We start from the raw sequence: 22,340 nt of genomic DNA, 5'->3' as shown, positions 1-22,340 counted from the left end.
GCGGCCCGCTGACGCCCATCGCTGAGTTGCCCCGGGAAAACCCCTCAGGTCCGATGCCGGACGTCGAAGTGCGCGGAGTGCGCGGTCAGCTTGCCGAGCAACTCGATGAGGGTCTGCTGCTCGTCCTCACTGAGGGCGCCCGTCCACTCCTGTTCACGTGCGTTGTGCGCCTGGAAGGCAGTGGTGATCGCATGCAGGCCGGCCTCGGTGAGGCCGAGCTGGACCGCGCGCCCGTCGTAGGAGGCGCGCTCCTTGCTCACCAGGCCGTCCCGTTCCAGCGTGTTCACCAGCGCCGACACGGCGGCTCGGCTCATGCCGGACAGCTCCGCGACCTTCTTCGCCTCGACCGGGCCCGACAGCCAGATGGCGAACAGCACTCGAAAGCCAGGCCATGACCAGCCGCGAGGCCGGTGTACGGCGGATTCGAGGTCGTAGACGAGCATGTTGGCCGCGCGGTGGAGGGTGAGCACCAGCCGCATGGCGAGCGGGTCGATGCCGGGGAGTTCCCGCGATGCCCGGTCGACGGCGTGGTCGATGAACGACCAGAAGTGCAGGTGGTCGGCATCCAGCGGTTCCGGTTCCTGGGTCACAGTCGGAGTCTAGGTCGGGCGGCATCACGGGCGGCATCACGGGCGGCATCACGGGCGGCATCACTGACCGCATGCGGGAGGCGGGCACACGTCGGCACCCCGTCCAGGTTTCCGGACCGTAAAAAACCTTCACCCGAGGGCTTCCCCCCAGATGCCGGCGGGGGTACGGTCCCCAATTAATCAAAGCATTGATTACATGCCCTGAGCAGTAGTTGTCCTGCTTTGTCCCCTGGGTCTGTCAGGGGACAGGTCTCCTCCCGGCCGTGCGTCCCGATGCGCGGCCGGGTAGCCCCGGCCGTTCCTCCTTCTCCGTCGACGGGGACGGTCCGGCGGGCGATCGATCCCAAGGAACCTCGTATGCCCGAAGCACTCGCTCCCCCCAGTCCCGGCGCGCTGCGTGCCTGCATGTCCCGTTTCGCCACCGGCGTCACGGTGGTGTCGTACGCGACCGACAGCGGTCCGCGGGGCGCCACCATGAACTCCTTCACGTCCGTGTCCGCCGAACCGCCGCTCGTGCTGGTCAGCGTCGCCCGCCGGGCCCGCTGCCACGACCAGCTGGCCGACGGGCCCTTCTGCGTGAACATCCTCGGTGCCGAACAGGAGGAGTTGGCTCGGCTGTTCGCGGGGGCCCCGAGCACCGCGGAGCCCCGCTGGGCAGCGGGCGCGCGCGTCCCCCGGCTGGCCGACCCGCTCGCCTGGGTGGAGTGCGAGCCCTGGCGCGCGTACGACGGCGGCGACCACACCCTGGTCCTCGGCCGCGTCACCGACCTCGGTCACCGCGACGGCGACGCCCTGACCTACGCCTGGAGCCGTTTCGCGTCCACGACCGAGTCGACCGACGGCATCGAGCACCTCTTCTGAAGCTCTTCCGCCCGCCCCACCCCCTCTCAAGCCCCACCGCACTCCCCAGGAGAACCGCCATGGCCGCACGCACCGGCAAGGAATTCCTCGATCGCCTCTCCCAGTCCCGCCCCACCGTGCACATCCAGGGCGAGACGCTCACCGGGGGAATCCAGGAACACCCCGCTTTCCGCAACGTGGTGCAGACCTACGCCGAGCTGTACGACCTGCAGCACAGCGACGAACACAAGGACGTCCTCACGTACACGTCCCCCACCTCCGGTGAGCCGGTCGGCACGTCCTTCCTCACTCCGCGCACACCCGACGAGCTCGTCAAGCGCCGTAAGGCGTTCAAGGTGTGGGCCGACCACAGCAACGGCATGCTGGGCCGCACCGGCGACTACATGAACAGCTCCCTGATGGCGCTCGCGTCGGCCGCCGACTGGTTCGCACAGGCCAACCCCGCCTTCGGCGAGAACATCCGCCGCTACTACGAGAAGGCCCGCGAAGAGGATCTGCTGTGCACGCACACACTGATCCCGCCGCAGGTCAACCGGGCGGTGGCGGGCACCCAGCAGGCGGGCGGCAAGCTCGCGGCACGCATCGTGAAGGAGGACGACAACGGCGTGGTGATCCGCGGGGCGCGCATGCTCGCCACCATCGCCCCCTTCGCCGACGAGATGCTCGTCTTCCCCTCGACCGTGCTCCGCGGCACGCCCGAGGACAAGCCGTACTCGTACGCCTTCGCCATCCCCAACGACACCCCCGGCCTGCGCTACATCGCCCGCGAGCCCCTCGACTACGACCGCCCGCGCCACGACCACCCCCTCGCCTCCCGCTTCGAGGAATCGGACTGTGTGGTCGTCTTCGACGACGTGCACGTGCCCTTCGAGCGCTGCTTCGCGCTCGGTGACGCCGAGCTGTGCAACGGCTTCTACTCCCAGACGTCCTCCGTGGTGCACATGACCCACCAGGTCGTCACCCGCACAACCGCCAAGACCGAGTACATCCTCGGACTGGTGACACTGCTCACGGAGGCCATCGGCATCGAGCAGTTCCAGCACGTCCAGGAGGACATCGCCGAGATCATCACCACGCTGGAGACGCTGCGCGCGTTCCTTCGCGCGGCGGAAGCCGACGCCGAGGTCAACGAGTACGGGGTGCTGACCCCGGCCTGGGCCCCCCTCAACGCCGCCCGCAACCTCTACCCCAAGCTCTACCAGCGCTTCCCGCAGATCCTGCGCAAGCTCGGCGCCTCCGGCCTGATGGCCACCCCGACCGAACTCGACATCACCGGCCCGGCGGCCGCCGACATCGAGGCCTACCTCCAGTCGGCCACCCTCACCGGCCCCGAGCGCGTGAAGCTCTTCCGTCTCGTCTGGGACACCTGCATCTCCGCCTTCTCCAGCCGCCAGGCCCTGTACGAGTACTACTTCTTCGGCGACCCCGTCCGCATGGCCGGCGCGTACGTGAAGTCGTACGACCGCGAGCCGTACAAGGCGAAGGTCCAGGACTTCTTGAATCAGCGCAGCCTGGAGCGCTCCTGATGACGCACCCCCTGGGGAACCCCCCGTCGAAGATCATCGCTGTCCATCTCAACTACCCCAGCCGGGCCAAGGAGCGCGGCCGGATCCCGGCTCAGCCCTCCTACTTCCTCAAGCCCCCCTCGTCGCTGGCAGGCACCAAGGAGGCCATCGTCCGCCCGGAGGGGTGTGAACTGCTCGGGTTCGAAGGCGAGATTGCCCTGGTCATCGGCGGCCGGGCCCAGCGGGTGCGGCCGGAGGACGGCTGGTCCCACGTGCGGTGGGTGACCGCCGCGAACGACGCCGGGGTCTACGACCTGCGGTATGCCGACCGCGGCTCGAACCTCCGCTCCAAGGGCGCGGACGGCTTCACGCCGATCGGGCCGCGGCTGCTGGATGCCCGCCAACTCGACCCGGACGCACTCCAGTTGCGTACCTGGGTCAACGGCGAACTCGTGCAGGACGACACCACCGACACGCTCCTCTTCCCCTTCGGACAGCTCGTCGCCGATCTGTCGAGACTGGTCACCCTGGAGCCCGGGGACGTGATCCTGACAGGCACTCCGGCCGGCGCGTCCGTCGTCTCCCCCGGCGACACGGTGGAAGTCGAGGTCACCGGCAGCGGACAGTCCACCGGGCGGCTGCGCAACCCCATCGCCTCCGGGCCCGCCCTGGAGACGTATGGAGCGATGCCGAGGACGGACGCGGCCGAACGCGAGGCCGCCCACGGAGCCGCGTACACACCCGAGCCACTGCTCGACGAACGCATCGAGGACGGACTGCGTTCGGTCGCGGTCGCCACACTCAGCGCACAGTTGCGGGGACGGGGACTGCCGCACATGTCCATCGACGGGGTACGTCCCACACAGCCGGACACGAAGATGGTCGGCGTCGCCCACACGCTGCGCTACCTGCCGCTGCGCGAGGACCTGTTCAAGCGGTACGGCAACGGCATGAACGCGCAGAAGCGGGCCATCGAGCAGCTGCGACCCGGCCATGTGCTGGTCATGGACGCCCGCCGGGACACCTCCGCCGGCACGCTCGGCGACATCCTCGCCCTGCGCGCCCAACAGCGCGGCGCGGCCGGGGTGGTCACCGACGGAGGGCTGCGCGACAGCGCCGCCGTCACCGAACTGGGTCTGCCCGTCTACCACGGCGGAGCCCACCCCTCCGTCCTCGGCCGCCGCCATGTGCCGTGGGACACGGGAGTGCCGATCGCCTGCGGCGGAGCCCTCGTGCAGCCCGGCGACCTGCTGGTGGGAGACGCGGACGGCGTGGTCGTCGTGCCGCCCGAGCTGGCCGAGGACCTGATCACCGACTGCCGGGAGCAGGAACAGAAGGAGCGCTTCATCACCGAGCAGGTGCGCGCCGGACACGACATCGACGGCCTGTATCCCCTCGGCCCCGACTGGCACGAGATGTACGAGCGGTGGCGCAAGCAGCACAGCACGCAAGGAGAGCCCACATGAAATTCCGCAGCGACCCGTCCGCCATCCGTGGATCCATCGCTCCCGCCATCACCCCCTTCACCGCGGACGGAGCCGTCGACCACGACAGCCTGCGCGCGCTGATCCGCTTCCAGCTGGAGTCCGGTTCGCACGGCATCTCGCTGGGCGGCTCCACCGGCGAGCCCAGCGCGCAGAGCGTCAGCGAGCGGATCGCGGGGATGCGGACGGCGGTCGAGGAGATCGGCGACCGCGTCCCGTTCCTGCCCGGGACCGGATCCCACAAGCTGGATGAGACCCTCGAACTCACCGCCGCCGCGGCGGAGCTGGGCGCCGACGCCGCGCTCGTCATCACGCCGTACTACGCGCGCCCCACGCAGGAGGCGCTGTACCAGTGGTACGCGATCGTCGCACGGGAGTTCCCGGACCTGCCGATCGTCGCCTACAACGTGCCCTCGCGCACGGCCGTCGACATCGCGCCCGAGACAGTGAAGCGGCTGTTCACCGACTTCGAGAACTTCGTGGGCGTCAAGGAGACCACCAAGGACTTCGAGCACTTCTCACGCGTGCTGCACGCCTGCGGGCGCTCACTGCTGGTGTGGTCCGGCATCGAGCTGCTCTGTCTGCCGCTGCTCGCGCTCGGCGGTGCCGGGTTCGTCTCAGCCGTCGCGAATCTGGCGCCCGGCGCGGTGGCTCGGATGTACGAGCTGTGGGAGGCGGGCGATTTCGACGGTGCCCGCGATCTCCACTACCGCCTGCACCCGCTCGTCGACCTCTTGTTCGTCGAGACGAACCCGGCGCCGGCGAAGTGGGTGCTGCACCAGCAGGGACGTATCGCGTCGCCCCATGTCCGACCGCCGCTCACCTCTCCCACCGACGCGGGCCTGTCGAAGATCCGCGCGCTGCTCCGCGAGGGCGGAGACCTCACCCAGCAGATCGGAGCCGCGCAGTGAGCACCACCCCTGAGCACCTTCCCTCCACCCCTGAGCACCTTCCCTCCGTGATCCCGCACTGGATCGGCGGTGCCCTCGTCGACGCCGCGGACGGACGCACCTTCGACGTCGCCGACCCGGTCTCCAACACGGCCTACGCACAGGCCGCGCGTGGCTCCGTGGCCGACGTGGACCGGGCGGTGACGGCTGCCCGTGTCGCGTTCCCGGAGTGGGCCGGGCTGTCCAACCGGGCACGCGCGGGTGTCCTGTACCGGATCGCCGACGCCGTCGAGGCCCGTCATGACCGGCTCGCCGCCTTCGAGTCGTACGACTCCGGGCTGCCGATCACGCAGGCCCGCGGCCAGGCGCGGCGCGCCGCCGAGAACTTCCGCTACTTCGCGGATGTCATCGTGGCCCTCGGCGAGGAGGCGTTCCGGCAGGGCGACGACCAGTTCAGCTATGTGGTGCGCACACCGGTGGGAGTCGCCGGGCTGATCACTCCCTGGAACACCCCGTTCATGCTGGAGAGCTGGAAGCTGGCACCCGCGCTGGCGTCCGGCTGCACGCTGATCCTCAAGCCGGCCGAGTGGACCCCGCTGTCCGCGTCGCTGTGGCCGGAGATCTTCGAAGAGGCAGGCGTGCCCGCCGGGGTGGTGAACATCGTCCACGGCATCGGCGAGGAGGCCGGCCAGGCCCTCGTCGACCACCCGGACGTGCCGCTGATCTCCTTCACCGGCTCCTCCGACACGGGCCGGCGCATCATCCGGTCCTCCGCCGAGCACCTGAAGACGGTGTCGATGGAGCTGGGCGGCAAGTCGCCGGTCGTCGTCTTCGCCGACGCCGACCTCGAGGCCGCGCTGGACTCGGTCGTCTTCGGCGTGTTCTCCCTCAACGGGGAGCGCTGCACGGCAGGTTCACGCGTACTCGTCGAGCGCCCGCTGTACGAGGAGTTCACCCGGCGACTGGCGGAGCGGGCCGCGAACGTACGCGTCGGGCTTCCTTCCGACCCGGCCACCGAGGTCGGCGCACTGGTCCACCCCGAACACTACGAGCGCGTCCTGAACTACGTGGAGATCGGCAGGAAGGAGGGCCGTCTGGTCGCCGGTGGCAGCCGCCCCGAGCACCTCGCCGACGGCAACTACCTCCAGCCCACCGTCTTCGCCGACGTCGAACGCGACGCCCGTATCTTCCAGGAGGAGATCTTCGGCCCGGTCGTGGCCGTCGCTCCCTTCGACGACGAGACCGAGGCCGTGGAACTCGCGAACGCCACGCAGTTCGGTCTGGCCGCCTACGTCTGGACCTCGGACCTCAAGCGCGGCCACCGCATCGCGCACGCCGTCGAATCCGGCATGGTCTGGATCAACTCCCACAACGTCCGCGACCTGCGCACTCCGTTCGGCGGGGTCAAGGCTTCCGGCGTCGGCCGCGAGGGCGGCGCGCACTCCATCGACTTCTACACCGAATCGAAGATCGTCCACGTCGCCCTCGCCGAGGTGCACACCCCCCGCTTCGGAGCCACCTCATGACCGCCTCGAACGCCCCCGACGTCGTACGGTCCGCCTACGCCCAGCTCGCCGTCACCGACCTCGGTGCCGCCCGCTGGTTCTGGGTCGACATGCTCGGCTTCCACATCCAGTACGAGGACGCCGGGTCGCTGTACCTGCGCGGCACGGACGAACTCACCCACCACTCGCTGGTGCTGCGCAAGGGCGACCTGGCGGCCCTCGACCACATCTCCTATCGCGTCCGCACCCCCGAGGACGTCGACAAGGCGGAGAAGTTCTTCGCCGGACTCGGCTGCCCGGTCAAGCGGTTGAAGAAGGGCGAGGGAACGCACGGTGTCGGCGACGCGGTCCGCGTCATCGACCCGCTCGGCTTCCCCGTGGAGTTTTTTCACGAGATCGCCCGCGCCGAGCGCCTCATCCAGCGCTACGACCTCCGCCACGGCGCCGAGATCGCCCGCCTGGACCACTTCAACATCTGCACCCCCGACATCCCGGCCGCCTACGCCCACTACCAGTCCCTCGGCTTCGGCTGCTCGGAAACGATCGAGGGTGACGAGCACGAGCTGTACGCGGCCTGGATGTACCGCAAGCAGACCGTCCATGACGTCGCCTTCACGGGGGGTGCCGGGCCGCGCCTGCACCACGTCGGTGTGGCCACCCACGAGTCCCACCAGGTACTGCGCGCGGCCGACATCTTCGGCTCGCTGCACAAAGAGCACCACATCGAGCGGGGTCCGGGTCGGCACGGCGTCTCCAACGCCTTCTACCTCTACCTGCGCGACCCCGACGGCCACCGCGTGGAGATCTACACCTCGGACTACTACACCGGTGACCCGGACCACGAGACGTACCGCTGGAACGTGCGCGACGACCGCCGCCGCGACTTCTGGGGCAACGCCGTCATCGAGTCCTGGTACAAGGAGGCCGCCCCCGTCCTCGACCTCTCCGGGCACCCGCAGCCCGTGACCGACACGGTTCTCGACGAGTCCGCGGTTCAGGTGGGTGCGGACGGCCTCGGCTGATGCTTCCGGGCGGTGGGGGGACCCGGGGGTGCTTCGCGCCCTTCCGGGACCCCCTCGCCGCGCCCTCGACAGACACAGGATCTTCTTATACACCCCATTCATCACACTTTGTAAAAACCGGATACGACAGTTAGTATCCGGCGGCACGCCTAGCTGCCGGCTTGCCGAAGGGCCCGCAGAGGAGACCCATGCCCTCGATGACGACTCCGTCGGACGACACCTCCGCAGGACGCTTCGAGTTCTGGCGGGACGTGGTCGGCCAGAGTTTCGTGCCGCTGGAAGCGCTGCCGCGCGAGGTTCCCGACTTCCACGCCTCCCTGCACACCTCCCAGCTCGGCGCGGTGCAGGTGTCTGTCGTGGCCGCGGATCCGCACGGCGTCGCCCACACCCGTAGGCACATCGCCGCCGACCCGGCCGATTTCGTCAAGGTGAGTCTTCAGCTGGCCGGGCAGTGCATGCTGACCCAGGCGGACCGCCAGGCCCTGCTCAAGCCGGGCGAGCTGGCCATCTACGACACCCGGCACCCGTACACACTCGACTTCGACCAGCCGTACCGCACACTCGTGCTGATGTTCCCGCGGGTCATGCTCAGGCTGCCCGAACGCGACCTGAACCGCATGATCGCCACCACCGTGTCGTGCAGCGACGGACTGGGGCCCGTGGTGCACCCGCTCCTGTGCGGACTGGCCGGGCAGGTGCGGCAACTGGACGCTCTCGGCACGCAGCGGCTCGCGGACAGCGTGGTCGACCTGGTCGGCGCGATGCTCTCGGAGCGGTGCGCCGTGCACGTGACGCGGCAGGACGACGGGCGGGAGCTGCTGGCCCGGCGGATCCTCACGTACATGGAGCAGCGGCTCTCCGACCCGGGGCTCGGCCCCGACCGGATCGCGGCCGCCCACCACATCTCGCGGCGCTTCCTCTACAAGCTGCTGGCCGAGCGGGGATACACGGTCTCGGGCTGGCTCCGGGAGCGTCGCCTCACCGAGTGCCTGCGCGACCTCGCGGACCCCGCGCTCGCCCATATGCCCGTCGCCACCGTCGGAAGCCGCTGGGGCTTTCCGGACCCCGCCCACTTCAGCCACGCCTTCAAGAGCGCCTACGGCATGAGCCCGTCGGAGGCACGCGGGGCCGGGCGCACGGCGCTGGGCGCCTAGTAGGACTCCGTTAGGTTGCCCCTCTTCGAACAGGCCCACTATCGGCCGAATTCGGGGTCTACAGAAGTGCGTTTGTAGTGACATGGGTAGATATAGGGGTCCCCGCCGCCCGCCTGGACACTCCCATCCATCCGCAGCTTCCCCTGCTCCAAAGTGAATGTGAGAAACCTGCTGTCATTCCGGTTCTCGAAATTGAGAACCAAATAGGGAGGCAGGCCAGGGTCTTTTGAGACCGCATGCCATTTTCCGTCGGCTGAAATGCGCGTCACCTTTGCGTCCGGCACGGGGCCGTCCCACTCGATCGGATAATCCTTGACAGAAAACGCGTAGTCATCACGCAACCGAATTACCGGAAGCGGGGATCCGCATTTCCGATCCCCATCCCATCGACCAACCAATTCAGAATGATGTACGGTCTCCGGATAGACGTAGGCGGGTTTGCCTGTCCCGCAAGCGGTCGAGGCGAGCACCGTCAAGGTGGCAGTCGCAAGGCTTGCACTGATGCGAAATACGTCGGGCTTCACGCCATCTGCTTCCAGTCGTTCCGGGCGGCGTGGCCGCCCCCAGGTATCCCCGGGGGCGGCCACGCCGTTTTTCAAGGCGCATCCCGACCGGACAACCGGCCGGGAGCGAGCACGTCAGCCTGCTGTCAGAAGAGGCTGCCCAGCCAACTTGTCACGGTGTCCAGGAAGCCACTCGACTCCTCCGACGACGATGACGATGACGATGACTGCGACGGAGTCTTGGGATCTTCGAGGTCCACCGTCTCCGTCCACGTTATATCCTGCTTTTTCGTGCTGAAACGCCCCGTACCGTAATACGAATTGAGGGGTTCGGCGATGTGTTCGGTCCACCACTCGCTGTACCCGCCGAGTTCCGGGGCGATATGCGTTCCAGAGTTCATGGTGCTCTTGTTGTTCACATGGAACTGAATGGTCGCCGTCCCCGCCTCCTTGTCGACCGACTTGACCGTGTAGTCCATGGTGTAGGAACCGAGGAACGCCGCGGACATGTTCGACGTGAAGTCCATGATGAGAGACTTGCTGTTCAGCGAGTGATCCAAGCCGTTATTCCGTACGACCCCCGAGTCGTCTGTGTACTGGTGGACGTTCTTGCCCAGATTATAGTTTCCGATGTTGATGTTGTCGGCCGCGATCTCCCGCACACGCTGGACGTGGTAGTGGTCCATGAGCGACTGCGTGAAGGCGTCGTTTCCGCCGAAGTCCCGATGCCTGGGGCCGCTGCCTGAGACCCATTCGAATCCCAGATCCACCCCGTTGGGGTTACCAGGAGTTCCGAAGCATCCAGGGCACTTCTCCCGAAGAATCGGTTCCGCGGCGACCACGGGGCTGGCAAGCGTGTCGGCGACAGTCGTGACGGTGCCGACCCACGCAGAGGCGAAGTTGTCGTCCCAGGGGCAGAAGGAGCCACCTTCGCACCAGTTGTGACCATCGATCTCGACGCTGCTGATCGGGTTGCCGCCGGTGAAGGCGTAGCGGTTCCCCGTGAAGGGGTCCGATCCCAGCCGCATGTCGGACAGGGCGCCGTTGTACATGTCCCGGCTGGTGAAGCGGTTCAGGCCGGGGCTGTAGTCACGGAAGCCCATGTCGTAGGTGCCACTGGCGGCGTCCCAGCGCTTGCCGTTGAAGCGGTAGGGGTTGTACGCCTCCTTGTCGGGCTGGGCGGTGTCGGGCTTGTCGATGCCGGTGAACTCGGCGTCGTTGTTGTTGCCGTAGGCCGTGTAGCCGTAGGTGGACTTGGTGTCACCGGTGGTGTCGGTGAGGGTCTCGACGTCGGTGTGGCCGTTGTAGCCGTAGACGCCGAGCTCCTCGGAGCCGTCGGTGTTGTGCTTCAGCTGCGTCAGGCGTTCGCCCCACGGGCTGTACTGGTAGGACTTGGTGACCGCGCCGGCAACGGCCTCGTTGAGAACCTCGCTGGAGGTACCGAGGTAGTTGAAGTCGGTGGTCTTGCCGGCCTCCGTCTTGGACGCCGTGCGGTCCAGGGGGTCGAAGACGTAGGTGGTGGTCTTCGTGCTGACCCCGTCGGCCTGCAGCTTGGCGTTCTTGACCACGTGGTCGAAGCCGTCGTAGTCCCGGTCCTCGACCACCTTGCCGGCCGCGACGACCGTGTCCAGTCGGCCGTACGGGTCGTAGTTGTAGCTGTTGCTCGCGGCGCCGATGCTGGAGCTGAGGAGCCGGTTGCGGTCGTAGGTGTAGTTGGTCGTGACGTCCTTGATCGTCTGGGTGACGACGTTGGCGTTGTTGTCGTGGACGTAAGTCTCGGTGCCCGCGCCGGTACCCGTCTTCACGGACTGGGCGAGCCGGTTGACCGGGTCGTATGTGTAGTTCGTGGTGGAGTTCAGATACGCGCCGTGGTTGTCGGCGTTCATCTTCGACGCGACGTCCTGCGCCTGGTTGCCGTTGGCGTCATAGGCGTAGGTGTGCGAGGAGACCAGGATGCCGTTGGGCTTGTTCTCGGTCTGGGCCTTCAGCGCCGCGTTGAGGTAGTAGGTGTAGTCGACCGTGTTGCCGTTGGCCTTGGTCTCCTTCAGCCGCAGGCCGCGGTCGGTGTAGGTGTAGTCGGTGGTCTTCGGCGAGGCGTCCGATGCGGACTTGCCGACCTTCACCGTCTTGACCAGGTCACGCAGGTCGTAGATGTACTGCGCGTACTGGTCCGGGTGGCTCGTCGTCTGCTTCTGGCCGTTGGCGTCGTAGGTGAACGACGTGGCCTTCTTCTCGACGCCGGACAGCGACTCGCTGACCTTCTGGACCTGGTTGAGGCCGGTGTAGGTCATCGAGTAGGTGTCGACCTTGGCACCCGAGGAGGTGTCCCCGATCGAGGTGAGGTTGCCGTTGAGGTCGTACGAGTAGGTGAAGTTCTTCTTCTCGTTGTCCGTCTCGGTGACGGTACGGACGATCTTCACCGCGTCGGCGACGACCTTGCCGGAGGCGTCGGTCGCCAGGGTGATCTTGGACGTGTTCCCCTGCTTGAAGGTGAACGAGCCCAGCGAGACCCAGGTGCCGCCGCCGGTGGTCTGGTTGACCGTCTTGGCGGTGGTGCCGGCGTCGTGGGTGACGGTGTACTTCGCCGCCGTGGAGGCGCCCGAGGTCGTCGGGTACTTCGCGTAGGCGGTGTAGCTGCCGTCCTGCGGAACGTTCAGGGTCCAGGTGAACGTGTCCGTCGACGCCCCAGCCGCGTGGGTGCGGTGGTCGTAGCCTTGCTGGCCGGTGGCCGTGGCCGTGGCCCAGGTGCCCGTCGCCGCGACGGTCTGACTGTCGGAGTTGTCGGCCACCACCACGTGGGCGCCGACCGGCACGCCGTCGTCGGAGCGGGCCTGGATGCTGCCGTCGGGGTAGTACGCCCAGCCCTGGGTCCGCGAGCTGGAGCCACCGGCGGAGGTGAGGGTGCGCGAGACCTGCTGGCCGGTCTGGTTGTAGCCGTAGGAGGTGACGATGTCCCACGGGTCGGTGGACGTCTTGGTCCAACCGTTGTCGAAGTAGGTGTAGTCGGTGTCGCTGCGGACCGTCTGACCCGCCGACGGCGGCGCGGAGACCCGCGAGGTGCGGCCGACCGCGTCGTAGGTCGTCTGGGTGTAAACGTTGGGGTCGTTGTAGCGCGCGTCCGCCGGGTCGTAGGGCTGGTACTGCTTGACCGGACGGTTGAGCTTGTCGTACTCGGTGCGGCTGGTGAAGTCGTCCACGGCCGCGGTGGCGGTGCCGCGCGGGCTGATCACCTTGGTGGCGTTGCCCATCTGGTCGTACTCGTACTTCGTGATGCGAAGGGTGCCGGCCGAGTACGGGACCCTCTGCTCGATCGTCTTGCCGCGCTGGTCGTAGACGACCTCGCTGGTGTTGCCCTCCTTGTCGGTGCTCCTGACCATCAGCGAGTCCTTGTCGTACTCGCTCGTGGTGAACTTGCCCGCCGCGTCGGTGACCTTGGTCACGCGGTGGTTGAGGTCGAAGGAGCTCTTGCTGGTGTAGTCGGTGGTGTCGACGGTGGCGTTCTTCTTCGGGTCGATGACCGTGACCGCGTTGCCGACGTTGTCGTACTCGTAGGAGACCTTGTCGCCCTGGGCGTTCACCACCGCCATGAGCTGGTAGATCTCGTTGTAGCTGTTGGTGGTGACGTAGTCGTCCGGGACGGAGGTCGTCGCCACACCCTTGGGCTCGGTCGTGGTCTTGACGTTGCCGACCTTGTCGTAGGCGTAGCGCGTCGTGCGACCGCTCAGGTTGTTGTCCGGGCCGGTCGACTCGGTCACCTGGTCCGCGGAGTCATAGACCGCGGTGGACACCACGCCGTCCGGGGCGGTGCTGCTGGTGACGTTGTCGTTGGCGTCGTACACCGGGGCCGGAGTGGTGATGAACACCCCCTGCGCCTGCTCCTTGGGCACCTTGTTGACCAGCGGACGCTTGAAAGCGTCGTAGGTCTGGGTGGTGGTGGTGCCCAGCACGTCGGTCACCGAGGTGACCTGACCGCGCCCGTCGTAGACGAACGAGGTGGCGTGGCTCTCCGCGTCGCTGATCGTCTTGGGGTAGCCCATGACGTCGAAGTCGGAGTTGACGGTGGCATTGCCGTTGGCGTCGGTGGCCTTGGCCAACTGCCCGTAGCCGTCGTAGTCGTACTTGGTGGTGTAGTCGTCGGGCACCGAGGTGGTGGCGACGCCCAGGGGATCGGTGACCGTCTTCAGGTTGCCGAAGGCGTCATAGCCGAACTGCCACTTGCGGCCCTCGGGGGAGGTCTTGGTGAATAGATCGGCCGAGAAGCCGTCCGCACGGGTCTGGTACGTGTAGACCGTCCCCGCGGTGCCGTTCTTGTTGGCCTCCGCGTCCTTCATCGTCAGCGGGTTGCCGGTCTTCTGGTCGTACGTCCAGGTGGTCTGAGCGCCGTTTGCCTCCTTCTGGAGGACGACGTTGTTGTCCGCGTCCCAGGACAGGTCCATGGTCTCGGACTTGGCGTTGGTGGACTTCACCTGGCGGGAGAAGTCGTCCAGGACGTAGTCCGTGACGTGCGACTCCGCGTCGGTGACCTTGGTGTCGGTGAACTTCGTGTTCGTCGTGTCCGCCTGGTAGGCGAACGTCGTGTTGTTGTTCAGCCGGTCCGTGATGGTCTTGGTCCACCAGTGGTACTTCGGGTCGTCACCGGTCTGCGGGGCGTAGTAGTCCAGCCTGGTGGCGTTGCCCCGGGGGTCGGTGGCCGACACCATCTTGACGTTCTTGTTGCCCTGCGTGGCGTCGTAGACGAACTTGAACACCTTGGGCTGCGAAGAGCCTACGCCGTCGGTGAACTGGCCGAGCAGACCCTTGTCGGTGTACCAGAAGTTGATCTTACGGCCGGAGACGTCGGTGACCGACTTGATGTGGTCGTAGATCTTGGAGTTGGTCAGGTTCGAGCCCGTGGCGATGGTGCCGGTACTCGAGACGTACTCGTAGGAGGCATCGCCCTTCTTGAAGTAGTCCACCGTCAGCGTCTGCCGCGACGCGGGGTCGGTGATGTACGTCAGGAACTTGGTCGGCTTGTTGTTGGACTTGCGCTCCTCGTAGGTGAACAGCATGGTGTTGCCGTTCTTGTCCACCGTGGAGGTCAGGTAGCCGTCACAGCCGAACAGGAACCGGGTACCGTCCGGCCGGGTCATCGTCCAGGCGTCCGGGATCGGGTCCTTGTTCGGGGTGCAGTCCAGACCCGCCTTGGCAGCCAGCTTGTAATGCACGCCGGCCGGCGCCTTCCACGAGCTCGTGGCCGAGTCCCAACGAAACACGTGGGTGGTGCCGTCGCCATCGGGCAGGCGCACCTCGGTGGGGTTGGGGTTGGGGTGAAAGTCCAGCGGTGCCCCGAGCCGGATCGGCCCTGACGCCTGCATGGACCAGCCCGCACCGGAGACCGTGTCGGAGGTGTCCAGGCTGTTGTAGGCCAGCCGGAAGAACGTGTTCAGACCCCGACCCGGGTTGTTGAACGCGTTGTAGGACCACACCGCATCGCCGGAGGCGAGGTTGTTCATCAAGCTCGCACCGGCGCCGGTGTTCTTCCCGGTGTAGCCGTAGAACTTCTCCAGGCCCAGCGTGTTGGAGGTGGGGTCCTCGACCGCCACGTTCTGCTTCAGTGACGGGATGGCGCCGGTGCCGGCGGACAGCCAGGTGCCGTCCGAGATTTTGCGGACGTCCCAGCCGAGGACGTATTCGTTGCGTTTGTTGCCGGAGTCGGAGTTGATCGGGGTGGCGACCTCGGCCTGGATGGTTGCCGAATTGCCCGGCAGCAGGGCCGGGATCGGCACCTTGAGCTGGTTGCCGCCGGTGGTCACGTCCGTGCCGTCGGGCAGCTTCCAGGTGTAGGACAGCTCCCGCTCACCGGTGGCCCACGCCGAAGCGGTGGTGTTGGTGACCGTGAACTCCACCGTGTACGTGGTGTTCGGGGTCATCCGGGCCGGGGTCTGCGGCGCGTAGTACGTGTCGTCGGTGGTGGAGTCGACGTAGATCACGCGCAGCAGCGGGCCGAGCTGCGGGTCGGGCGCCTCCGACGTCAGGAACAGGGTGCGTTCCTGGGGGCCGGTGGTCTCGTCCTTGAGTTTGACCAGCGCGCCGTGGTTGCTGGACGGGGTTCTGGTCCAGCCCTGGGTGAGGCTGGTGGCGTCCCACCAGTGGCGGCCGACCTCGGAGACCGTGCCGACCGTGTCCGAGACGGTGGCGGAGTAGTCGCCGCCTGCCGCCGTCCACGGCGTGGTCGACGTGGCGTTGTTCCAGGTCGCCGTCGTCTCGGCGAAGTCCTTGGTCAGGCCGTGGAGTTCGTAGATCGCGCCGTTGGTGCCGGTGGTGGTCTCCGCGCCCCACATGAACAGGCGCGACTCCAGCACCGTGGCCGTGGTCGGGATGCTCGACGTGGTGAACTTCATGGCCGCGCGGGTCTTGCCGTACGTCGAGGAGTTGTTGCCGACGCTCAGCCACTTCTGGCCGACGTTGAAGGACTGGATGGTGTCCTCGTTGGTCGTCGGCTGCGCGGACGACAGGGTCGTGTCGGTGACGCCGGAGGTGCCCTGGATCAGCCGCATGGTGCGGCCCGCCTTCGGCACACCCACGATGCGGGTGGGCGAGCCGAGGAGCTGGCCGTCGTTCGTCTTCACCGCGAGCTGGTAGTAGTACGAGCGGCCGATCTCCGCCGAGGAGGAGTCCGGGGTGGGGGTCGCGGTGGTGTCCGTGTACGCCGTGACCGCCTTGTCGACGGGCGCCACCAGGGTGGCCGCGGACGGCGTGAACACCTGCTGCGTGGAGCGGTGCAGCTGGTACTCGGCGATGTCCAGACCGCTGTCACCGGTGGTGTTGGAGTACGCCTTCCAGCTCAGCTCCGGGCCCGTGCCGTGCACCACGGTCGGCGAGTTCAGCGTCGTGCCGACCTTGCCGTAGGTGACCGTCAGGCGCGGGATGGTCGACGTCTCGCCGCCGTAGTCGCCGTCACCGGACTCGTAGCGCGGGCCGCCGGTCGGGGCGGTCGAGGTCTCGTCGGTGGCCTTCAGCACGAATCCGTTGTTGGCCGTGCCGTTCAGCCACTGTTGCACGGTGTCGGTGACCGGGAACTTGTGCCACTGGTTGTACTCGCCGGTGTTCTTCACGATCGACGCCGGGTTGGTGAACCGCACCGCGTCCGCGATCACCGCCGTGGACGTGGAGGCCGGGCCGTCGCCGAGGACGACCTTGCCCGCGGTGCCCTTGGCGAAGTTGATCTGCGAGCCGCCGTTGAGAGCGGCCCACACGCCGTTGGTGCCGGTCTGCTGGTTGACCGGGTAGGTGGCGGTGCCGTCCTGGGACGTCACCGTGTACGGGGCGTTGGTGGCACGGTCGGTCGCGGCCACGTAGTGCGCCTCGACCTTGTAGCTGCCCGTGTCCTTGATGTTCGGCTGCCAGGTGTAGGTGTCCCCGGCGACGGCGTCCTTGTTGGCGCGGTAGTCGGCGCCGATGCCGTACTGGGCCAGCGACGAGGTGGAGGCCGGCCAGGAGCCGACGGCCGCCGTGGTGCCCGCGTCGCCGTCGTCCACCTGGACGCTGGTGCCGGACAGCTCGCCGACGTACGAACTGGTGCTGTTCCAGGTCGCCGACGTCTCGTCCCACGCCCCGGTCGCCCGGTAGGCGCCGATGGTGACATCGTTGGCATTGGTGGTGTGCGCCTGGTCGAAGTACATCTCCAGGCGCGCCGAGTCGATCGTCGTACCCGACGGGATCTCGCTCAGCGGGAACTTAATCAGCGAACGGGCGGTCCCCGTGTCCGTCTTGCCCGCCGCCAGCTTCCAGCTGGTGTTGAAGTTCGTCGACGCCTGATCCGACAGGACCATCGTGTCCTGGGAGTCGGTCGGCGAGGGCGCGATGGTGATCGTCGGGTCGATGACGACCGGGTACTGCCGCTCCTTCGCGGCCAGCCACGCCGTGTCCGGCGCCACGGTCAGCTTCCAGGACTTGCCGTCCCGGGTGAGCTTCTGCGTGACCTTGGTGCTGTAGGTCTTCCCGAAGACCGACCTGTCCGCCTTCTTCGCGTCCGTCATGTACGGAGCGGGGATGACGAGTTCGGGCGTGTGCGGCAGTTCGCCGTACAGCGCGATCGAGCCGTCCTCGCGGGCCTTCGGCGTGAGTCCGTCGGTGTCCAGCGTGAAGGTGAACTTCAGCGGGCCGTCGGGGCGTTCGGCGAGGGTGATGTTCTCCTTCACCCGGCCCGGGCCCACGGCGTACTCCAGGTCGGCGCCATGCACCGCGTCCTTGTAGGTGACCGTGGAGCCCTTGGCCTTCGGCTTCAGCGAGCCGCCCGTCCCCTCCAGGCCGAGGGTGACCGAGCGGCCGTCCGGCGCCGCGAAGCGCACCAGACGATCGGCGTCCCCACCGAACCAACTGCGCCCGTTGTTGGTGGCGTTGGCGAACTCGAAGCCCTTGGCCTGCGTGCCGCGCACGGTCGTGTCGATCGATTTCCAGGACTTCGTCTTGCCCGTGCCGGAGCGGTACGACGTGGGCACCGCCGACAGCTCCGCCTGGACGCGGCCGTCGGACAACTGCCAGAAGCGGGCGTTCGCGGTACGCCGTCCGGTCAGCTCCCTGACCCGCTTCGCCTTCGGGTCGTTCTTGCCCCTGGGGAGCTTTTGCCGGTCGGCAATTCCCAATTCGTCATGTGACGGTGGCTTGTCGTTTCCGTTGCTGTCATCCGCGAACCAGCCCTTGACGGCATCGACAATTCCCTTGTCGTCACCGCCGGAAGCGGACGCGGCATAAGCAACCTGTGGCAGCGCGGTACTCGTCACCGCGGATACCACTAGGCACGCTATGAGCGTGCCCCATCTGGGTCTCACGCCAAACCTTTCCTCGAACATTGTGATCGAAACGTGCCGCCGGCTCCCCCACCTGCAGGGAAGGGAAATCACACGAGGCGGCGACGAGTTTCTAGCCACACAGCTGATACAAAGTCAACTGACAGGAATATTCGGCAACTGCGCACCAAACAGACTCTTATCCGGCGTCCGGGTGTCCGTTATTTCCGCTCGCTGGCCACCCCCACGCGCCATCGTGTATAACCGCCGCGTTCCAAGCCGAGCCGAGCCGAGCAAATCTGATCCCGAGCACGGAAATGCTCCGAGGGGGAGAATCAATGGGCGACATGGGCGACACAATCCGGGAATCCGCAACGTCCCGGGACGCACAAAAGGCCGGGGCAGTCGAGACGCGGCCGGATGCTGAGCCCGAAACGGAAAAGCCCGCGCGGTCCCGTCGCGCCGACCGCGCCGGCCTGATCGCGGGTGCCGCGATGCTGGCCGCCTGCGCCGGGCTCGTCCTCTACGGGGTCCTCGACAGCGCCCCGAGCGACGGCACGCCGGAACACCGCACCCCCACCGCCTCGGTGACCTACGAGGTGACCGGCGACGGCACCGCCGACATCAGCTACCAGGCCCGCGACGAGTCCGGAAAGGCCACCGTCGTCAAGGCGGCCGCACTGCCCTGGCACACGACCGTGGACGTACCACTCGGCCAGGACCCGATCGTCAGCATCGTCCTCGGCGAGCGCGGCGGCCAGGCCCGCTGCGCGGTCGCCGTCCGCGGCCGGCACGTCCAAAGCGCCACTGCTACCGGCGTGTTCGGCCGCGCCACCTGCTCCGGCACCCTGCCCGGCACGGACGCGACCGAGGGCTGACGATCCGGCCTACCTCTGCGTCCGCTCGGGACGCGATCTGCGTGCGCCTCGCCGGGCGGACAAGCGTGCGGATCGCCGGTGGGGGGTCAAAGACCCCGGCGGTGAGGATGAGGATCACAGAGACACCCTGTTGGGCCGAATTGCGCCCGATCGATGTCTTTGCCGCCTCGCTTGACACCGGTTCGGCCGGATGACTACAACCTCGGCTCGTTGCAGACGGCGTTCTAGCAGGCCGCGCGGCACGCGTCCGCGCGGTGCTGCCGCCCTGTCGTGTGCCCTTCCGTCCGGGTACGGCGGCTGGGAAGTCGCCGGACGGGCTCGTCACCGTGCCCGTCTGCGCGTTCCCGATTCCCGTCTGCCATTCCCTACTGCCTTCGCTCTGTGAGGAGTTCACTGTGCGGGTCTTCCCACGGCGGTTGCTGACCACCGTCACTGTCCTCGGTGTTGTGGCGGTGACGTCCGCCTGTGGTGGGCACGATGACCGACCGCAGGCGGGCTCGGACTCTGTTGAGATGTCACCGACACCCCGAGCGAGCTCTCCCGGTGCTTCCGGATCTGCATCGCCGGGTGCCTCCGCGTCCGCCAGCCCGTCCGTCGCCGACCGCCCGTCCGCCTCGGCTTCGGCGTCCGTCACCGCGTCCGTCGCCAGTCGTGCCGCGCAGGAGAAGGGCAGTTCGTCGAGCGGCACAGGGGAGGGATCCGGCGGTGTGACGGCGGCCCCGGCACCTGCTGCCCCCGACTTCCCGGTGCCAGTGGATGTGGGTGACGCAGCCCAGTTGATCACCGTCAAGGCCAGTGGCTCCTACGCCACCGTCACCGTCTGGGCCAAGGGATCCTCCGGCTGGAAAGCGCAGTTCAGCACGGGCGCGGGCCGGGTCGGCTCCAACGGCGTGACCGACGGGGCGACTCGCCGCCAGGGCACCTACACCACGCCCACCGGCACCTACACCCTCACTGAGGGCTTCGGCGTCGTGGCCGGGGGCACCGCCATGCCGTACCACGTGGTCACGGACGACGACTGGTGGGTGGAGGACCCCGAGTCGAAGTTCTACAACTCCATGCACGGCGAGCAGGGCGCGGACTTCCCGCTCACCGAGTCCGGCGACCGGGGCAGCGAGCACCTGGTCAACTACCCCACCCAGTACGCCAAGGCGCTCGTCATCAACTTCAACCGGTGGCCCGCCACCCCCGGCCGCGGCGCCGGCATCTTCCTCCACGTCAACGGCAACGGCGCAACGGCCGGCTGCGTTTCCGTGTCTCGGGCCACCATGGACCGGATTATGAGCTGGATCACACCGTCCGCCCACCCCCGGATCGCCATCGGCTGACCCGTCTTCCCTGGCCGCTGCCGGTCATCGCGCGCAGTGATCTACGTCACCCAGTCTTGCTGGGCCGTGACGTTTCGCGACTGTACTGCGCTGGCAGAGCGGGCTATCTGTGTGACGGGTGTGCCTCCCGTGACTTCCTTCTGCGGCCTTTCCCGGGCCTTTTCGAGGTGGATCGTCTTGAGTCGTCGTACTTCGCGTGCATACAGACCGCTGAGCATGAAACGGCGTGCCTGGCTCACACTCGGAGCGGTGATCGTGGGGGGCGGAGGCCTGGTGACCTACGCCGTCGCCAGCCCGTCCGCCGATCCCGGCGCGACCGGGCCAAGCGGCCCGTGAAGGTCTACGACGTGGCGCTGCAGGGAACCGCAAAGGGCAAGCGGGAGCTGTCGCGTACGGACGCCAAGCAGTTCTCGCTGGTCGGCGTCTCCTGGACAGGGGCGCTCAAGCGGCTCGACGGCACGGCGCAGGTGCGTACCCGCGGCCTGGAGAGCGGCGAGTGGAGTGGCTGGCAGGACCTCGAAGTGAACATCGATCCGCCGGAGGATCCCGAGGCCGGGATGCGCGGCGCGTCCGAGCCGCTGTGGGTCGGTCCCTCCGACGGTGTTCAGGTTCAGGTCGTTCATGACGAGGGCACCACAGGCGCGCTGCCCAAGGGGCTTGAGGTCAACCTGGTCGACCCGGGCGTGGTGACCGACGCCGGGGACGAAGGCGACCGAGCCGGCGGCGTTCGCCGCCGAGGAGAGCAGCCCGGCGGCCACGCCCACCGATTCCGCGACACCCGCCGACGGTGTGTCCCCGACGCCGACGGACGGCCAGACCACCACGTCCCCCACGCCGACCGACACCACGGCCGCGGCGACGCCCTCCGGCTCGGGGTCCCCCTCGAGTTCGACGAGTGCGTCCCCGAGCCCGTCGGCCACCGTGCCGTCCGCGCCGCCGTCCACCGTGCCCAAGCCGCCGATCACCTCGCGCGCCGGCTGGGGCGCGGACGAGTCGCTCAGCCCTGACCCGTCCGAGTACAACGCCGACGTGAAGGCCGTGTTCGTCCACCACACCACCGGGGCCAACGACTACTCCTGCGCCGACTCGGCGTCGGTCGTGCGGGGCATCTACGCGTACCACACGCAGGTCAACGGCTGGAACGACGTCGGCTACAACTTCCTCGTCGACAAGTGCGGCACCATCTTCGAGGGCCGCAAGGGCGGCGTCGGCCTCCCGGTGCTCGGCGCCCACACCTACGGCTGGAACCGCGAGTCCACCGGCATCGCGGTCCTCGGCGAGTACACCTCCGTCAGCGCCTCGAATGCCGCGGCCCGGTGCGGGCGAGTGTCCGGCGGCGGCTAGTGCTCTGACCACATTGGTTCGCCGGGTTGGTGGTCGGGGCGGTTGGATGTTGCGTGACGTCCGATCCGAGTGCTGGGGGTGCGGTGGCTGAGCCTGTCCGCGTGCGCAGGTTGACCGACCAGGAGGGGCAGAAGCTGCAGCAGATCTGCGGTCAGAGCACTAGCGAGCGCTCAGCGGCGGTCAACGCGGCGGCGGTCCGCGTCGGCGCCACGGAGCGAACCACGAGCGCCGCCGCCGTGTCCTGACCCGCCCCCCTTCTGCGACTCCCACGACGGGCCAGGACCACCGAGGTGGTCCTGGCCCGTCGCGTGCTGCCTCGGACCAGCCGTTCGCCCGCGCGCTCCGGCCCGGTCACCCACCGCGGCTGCCGGGTCGCCCACAGGCCTGCGGGGGCGACGTGCGCCCGGCCACAGGACCGGTCCGCCCGCCCGTGCACAGCCGTTCGTGCCCGCCCCCGCAACAGCCCGTGCACGACGGCACAAGCCGGCAGCCCGTCCGCCTGTGACCC

General features: G+C 67.9%; 12 protein-coding genes and 1 pseudogene. 10 read left to right on the top strand and 3 right to left on the bottom strand.

Features of this window, described 5'->3' with window-relative positions:
• Positions 1–44 precede the first annotated feature (44 nt).
• A complete protein-coding gene (locus tag ACFYO2_RS26925) occupies positions 45–590 on the bottom strand; it encodes a MarR family winged helix-turn-helix transcriptional regulator (RefSeq protein ID WP_388354024.1) in 546 nt (181 codons plus the stop codon).
• 357 nt (positions 591–947) lie between these two features.
• On the opposite strand from ACFYO2_RS26925, the gene ACFYO2_RS26920 reads away from it, so the two are divergent.
• The 7 genes from ACFYO2_RS26920 (at position 948) to ACFYO2_RS26890 (ending at position 9,011) form a co-directional block, all read left to right on the top strand.
• On the top strand, positions 948–1,451 hold the full coding sequence (locus tag ACFYO2_RS26920) for a flavin reductase family protein (RefSeq protein WP_388354021.1): 504 nt from the start codon (positions 948–950) through the stop codon (positions 1,449–1,451).
• Positions 1,452–1,510: 59 nt separating this feature from the next.
• A complete protein-coding gene (gene hpaB / locus ACFYO2_RS26915) occupies positions 1,511–2,977 on the top strand; it encodes a 4-hydroxyphenylacetate 3-monooxygenase, oxygenase component (RefSeq protein ID WP_388354018.1) in 1,467 nt (488 codons plus the stop codon).
• Positions 2,977–4,422 carry a fumarylacetoacetate hydrolase family protein gene (locus ACFYO2_RS26910; protein WP_388354015.1) on the top strand — a complete coding sequence of 482 codons (1,446 nt, stop codon included), beginning with the start codon at positions 2,977–2,979 and terminating at the stop codon, positions 4,420–4,422. Before hpaB ends, ACFYO2_RS26910 begins: the two co-directional genes overlap by 1 nt.
• Positions 4,419–5,351, top strand: a complete 933-nt coding sequence (gene dapA / locus ACFYO2_RS26905; RefSeq protein WP_388354012.1) for a 4-hydroxy-tetrahydrodipicolinate synthase — start codon at positions 4,419–4,421, stop codon at positions 5,349–5,351. Before ACFYO2_RS26910 ends, dapA begins: the two co-directional genes overlap by 4 nt.
• Entirely contained in the window at positions 5,348–6,856 is a 1,509-nt protein-coding gene (gene hpaE, locus ACFYO2_RS26900) for a 5-carboxymethyl-2-hydroxymuconate semialdehyde dehydrogenase (RefSeq protein WP_388354009.1), read from the top strand. Before dapA ends, hpaE begins: the two co-directional genes overlap by 4 nt.
• Entirely contained in the window at positions 6,853–7,857 is a 1,005-nt protein-coding gene (hpaD, locus tag ACFYO2_RS26895) for a 3,4-dihydroxyphenylacetate 2,3-dioxygenase (RefSeq protein ID WP_388354006.1), read from the top strand. Before hpaE ends, hpaD begins: the two co-directional genes overlap by 4 nt.
• Before the next feature lie 197 nt (positions 7,858–8,054).
• On the top strand, positions 8,055–9,011 hold the full coding sequence (locus tag ACFYO2_RS26890; RefSeq protein ID WP_388354003.1) for a helix-turn-helix domain-containing protein: 957 nt from the start codon (positions 8,055–8,057) through the stop codon (positions 9,009–9,011).
• A 38-nt stretch (positions 9,012–9,049) separates the two neighbouring features.
• Here ACFYO2_RS26890 and ACFYO2_RS26885 read toward each other — a convergent pair whose 3' ends face one another.
• On the bottom strand, positions 9,050–9,535 hold the full coding sequence (locus ACFYO2_RS26885) for a hypothetical protein (protein WP_388354000.1): 486 nt from the start codon (positions 9,533–9,535) through the stop codon (positions 9,050–9,052).
• A gap of 125 nt (positions 9,536–9,660) precedes the next feature.
• Complete coding sequence (locus tag ACFYO2_RS26880; protein ID WP_388353997.1) at positions 9,661–18,345, bottom strand: DNRLRE domain-containing protein; 8,685 nt, start codon at positions 18,343–18,345, stop codon at positions 9,661–9,663.
• A 284-nt stretch (positions 18,346–18,629) separates the two neighbouring features.
• Between ACFYO2_RS26880 and ACFYO2_RS26875 the strand changes: the two genes are divergently transcribed.
• From ACFYO2_RS26875 to ACFYO2_RS26865, 3 genes and pseudogenes are all read left to right on the top strand, one after another.
• Positions 18,630–19,160 carry a hypothetical protein gene (locus ACFYO2_RS26875; RefSeq protein WP_388353994.1) on the top strand — a complete coding sequence of 177 codons (531 nt, stop codon included), beginning with the start codon at positions 18,630–18,632 and terminating at the stop codon, positions 19,158–19,160.
• 758 nt (positions 19,161–19,918) lie between these two features.
• Entirely contained in the window at positions 19,919–20,488 is a 570-nt protein-coding gene (locus ACFYO2_RS26870) for a L,D-transpeptidase family protein (protein ID WP_388353991.1), read from the top strand.
• A gap of 216 nt (positions 20,489–20,704) precedes the next feature.
• Positions 20,705–21,799, top strand: a pseudogene (locus tag ACFYO2_RS26865) (N-acetylmuramoyl-L-alanine amidase); the annotation flags it as partial.
• Positions 21,800–22,340: the final 541 nt, after the last annotated feature.

The sequence above is a fragment of the Streptomyces sp. NPDC006602 genome (genome assembly GCF_042870385.1).
Lineage (GTDB): Bacteria > Actinomycetota > Actinomycetes > Streptomycetales > Streptomycetaceae > Streptomyces.
Note: the sequence above shows the minus strand (reverse complement) of the source record. Positions and strands in the feature narration are given on the sequence as shown.

Coding starts and splice junctions, on each gene's coding strand:
- ACFYO2_RS26880 (WP_388353997.1), bottom strand. CDS start 18,345: ATGTTCGAGGAAAGGTTTGGCGTGAGACCCAGATGGGGCACGCTCATA.
- ACFYO2_RS26920 (WP_388354021.1), top strand. CDS start 948: ATGCCCGAAGCACTCGCTCCCCCCAGTCCCGGCGCGCTGCGTGCCTGC.
- hpaD (WP_388354006.1), top strand. CDS start 6,853: ATGACCGCCTCGAACGCCCCCGACGTCGTACGGTCCGCCTACGCCCAG.
- ACFYO2_RS26875 (WP_388353994.1), top strand. CDS start 18,630: ATGGGCGACACAATCCGGGAATCCGCAACGTCCCGGGACGCACAAAAG.
- ACFYO2_RS26890 (WP_388354003.1), top strand. CDS start 8,055: ATGACGACTCCGTCGGACGACACCTCCGCAGGACGCTTCGAGTTCTGG.
- hpaB (WP_388354018.1), top strand. CDS start 1,511: ATGGCCGCACGCACCGGCAAGGAATTCCTCGATCGCCTCTCCCAGTCC.
- dapA (WP_388354012.1), top strand. CDS start 4,419: ATGAAATTCCGCAGCGACCCGTCCGCCATCCGTGGATCCATCGCTCCC.
- ACFYO2_RS26910 (WP_388354015.1), top strand. CDS start 2,977: ATGACGCACCCCCTGGGGAACCCCCCGTCGAAGATCATCGCTGTCCAT.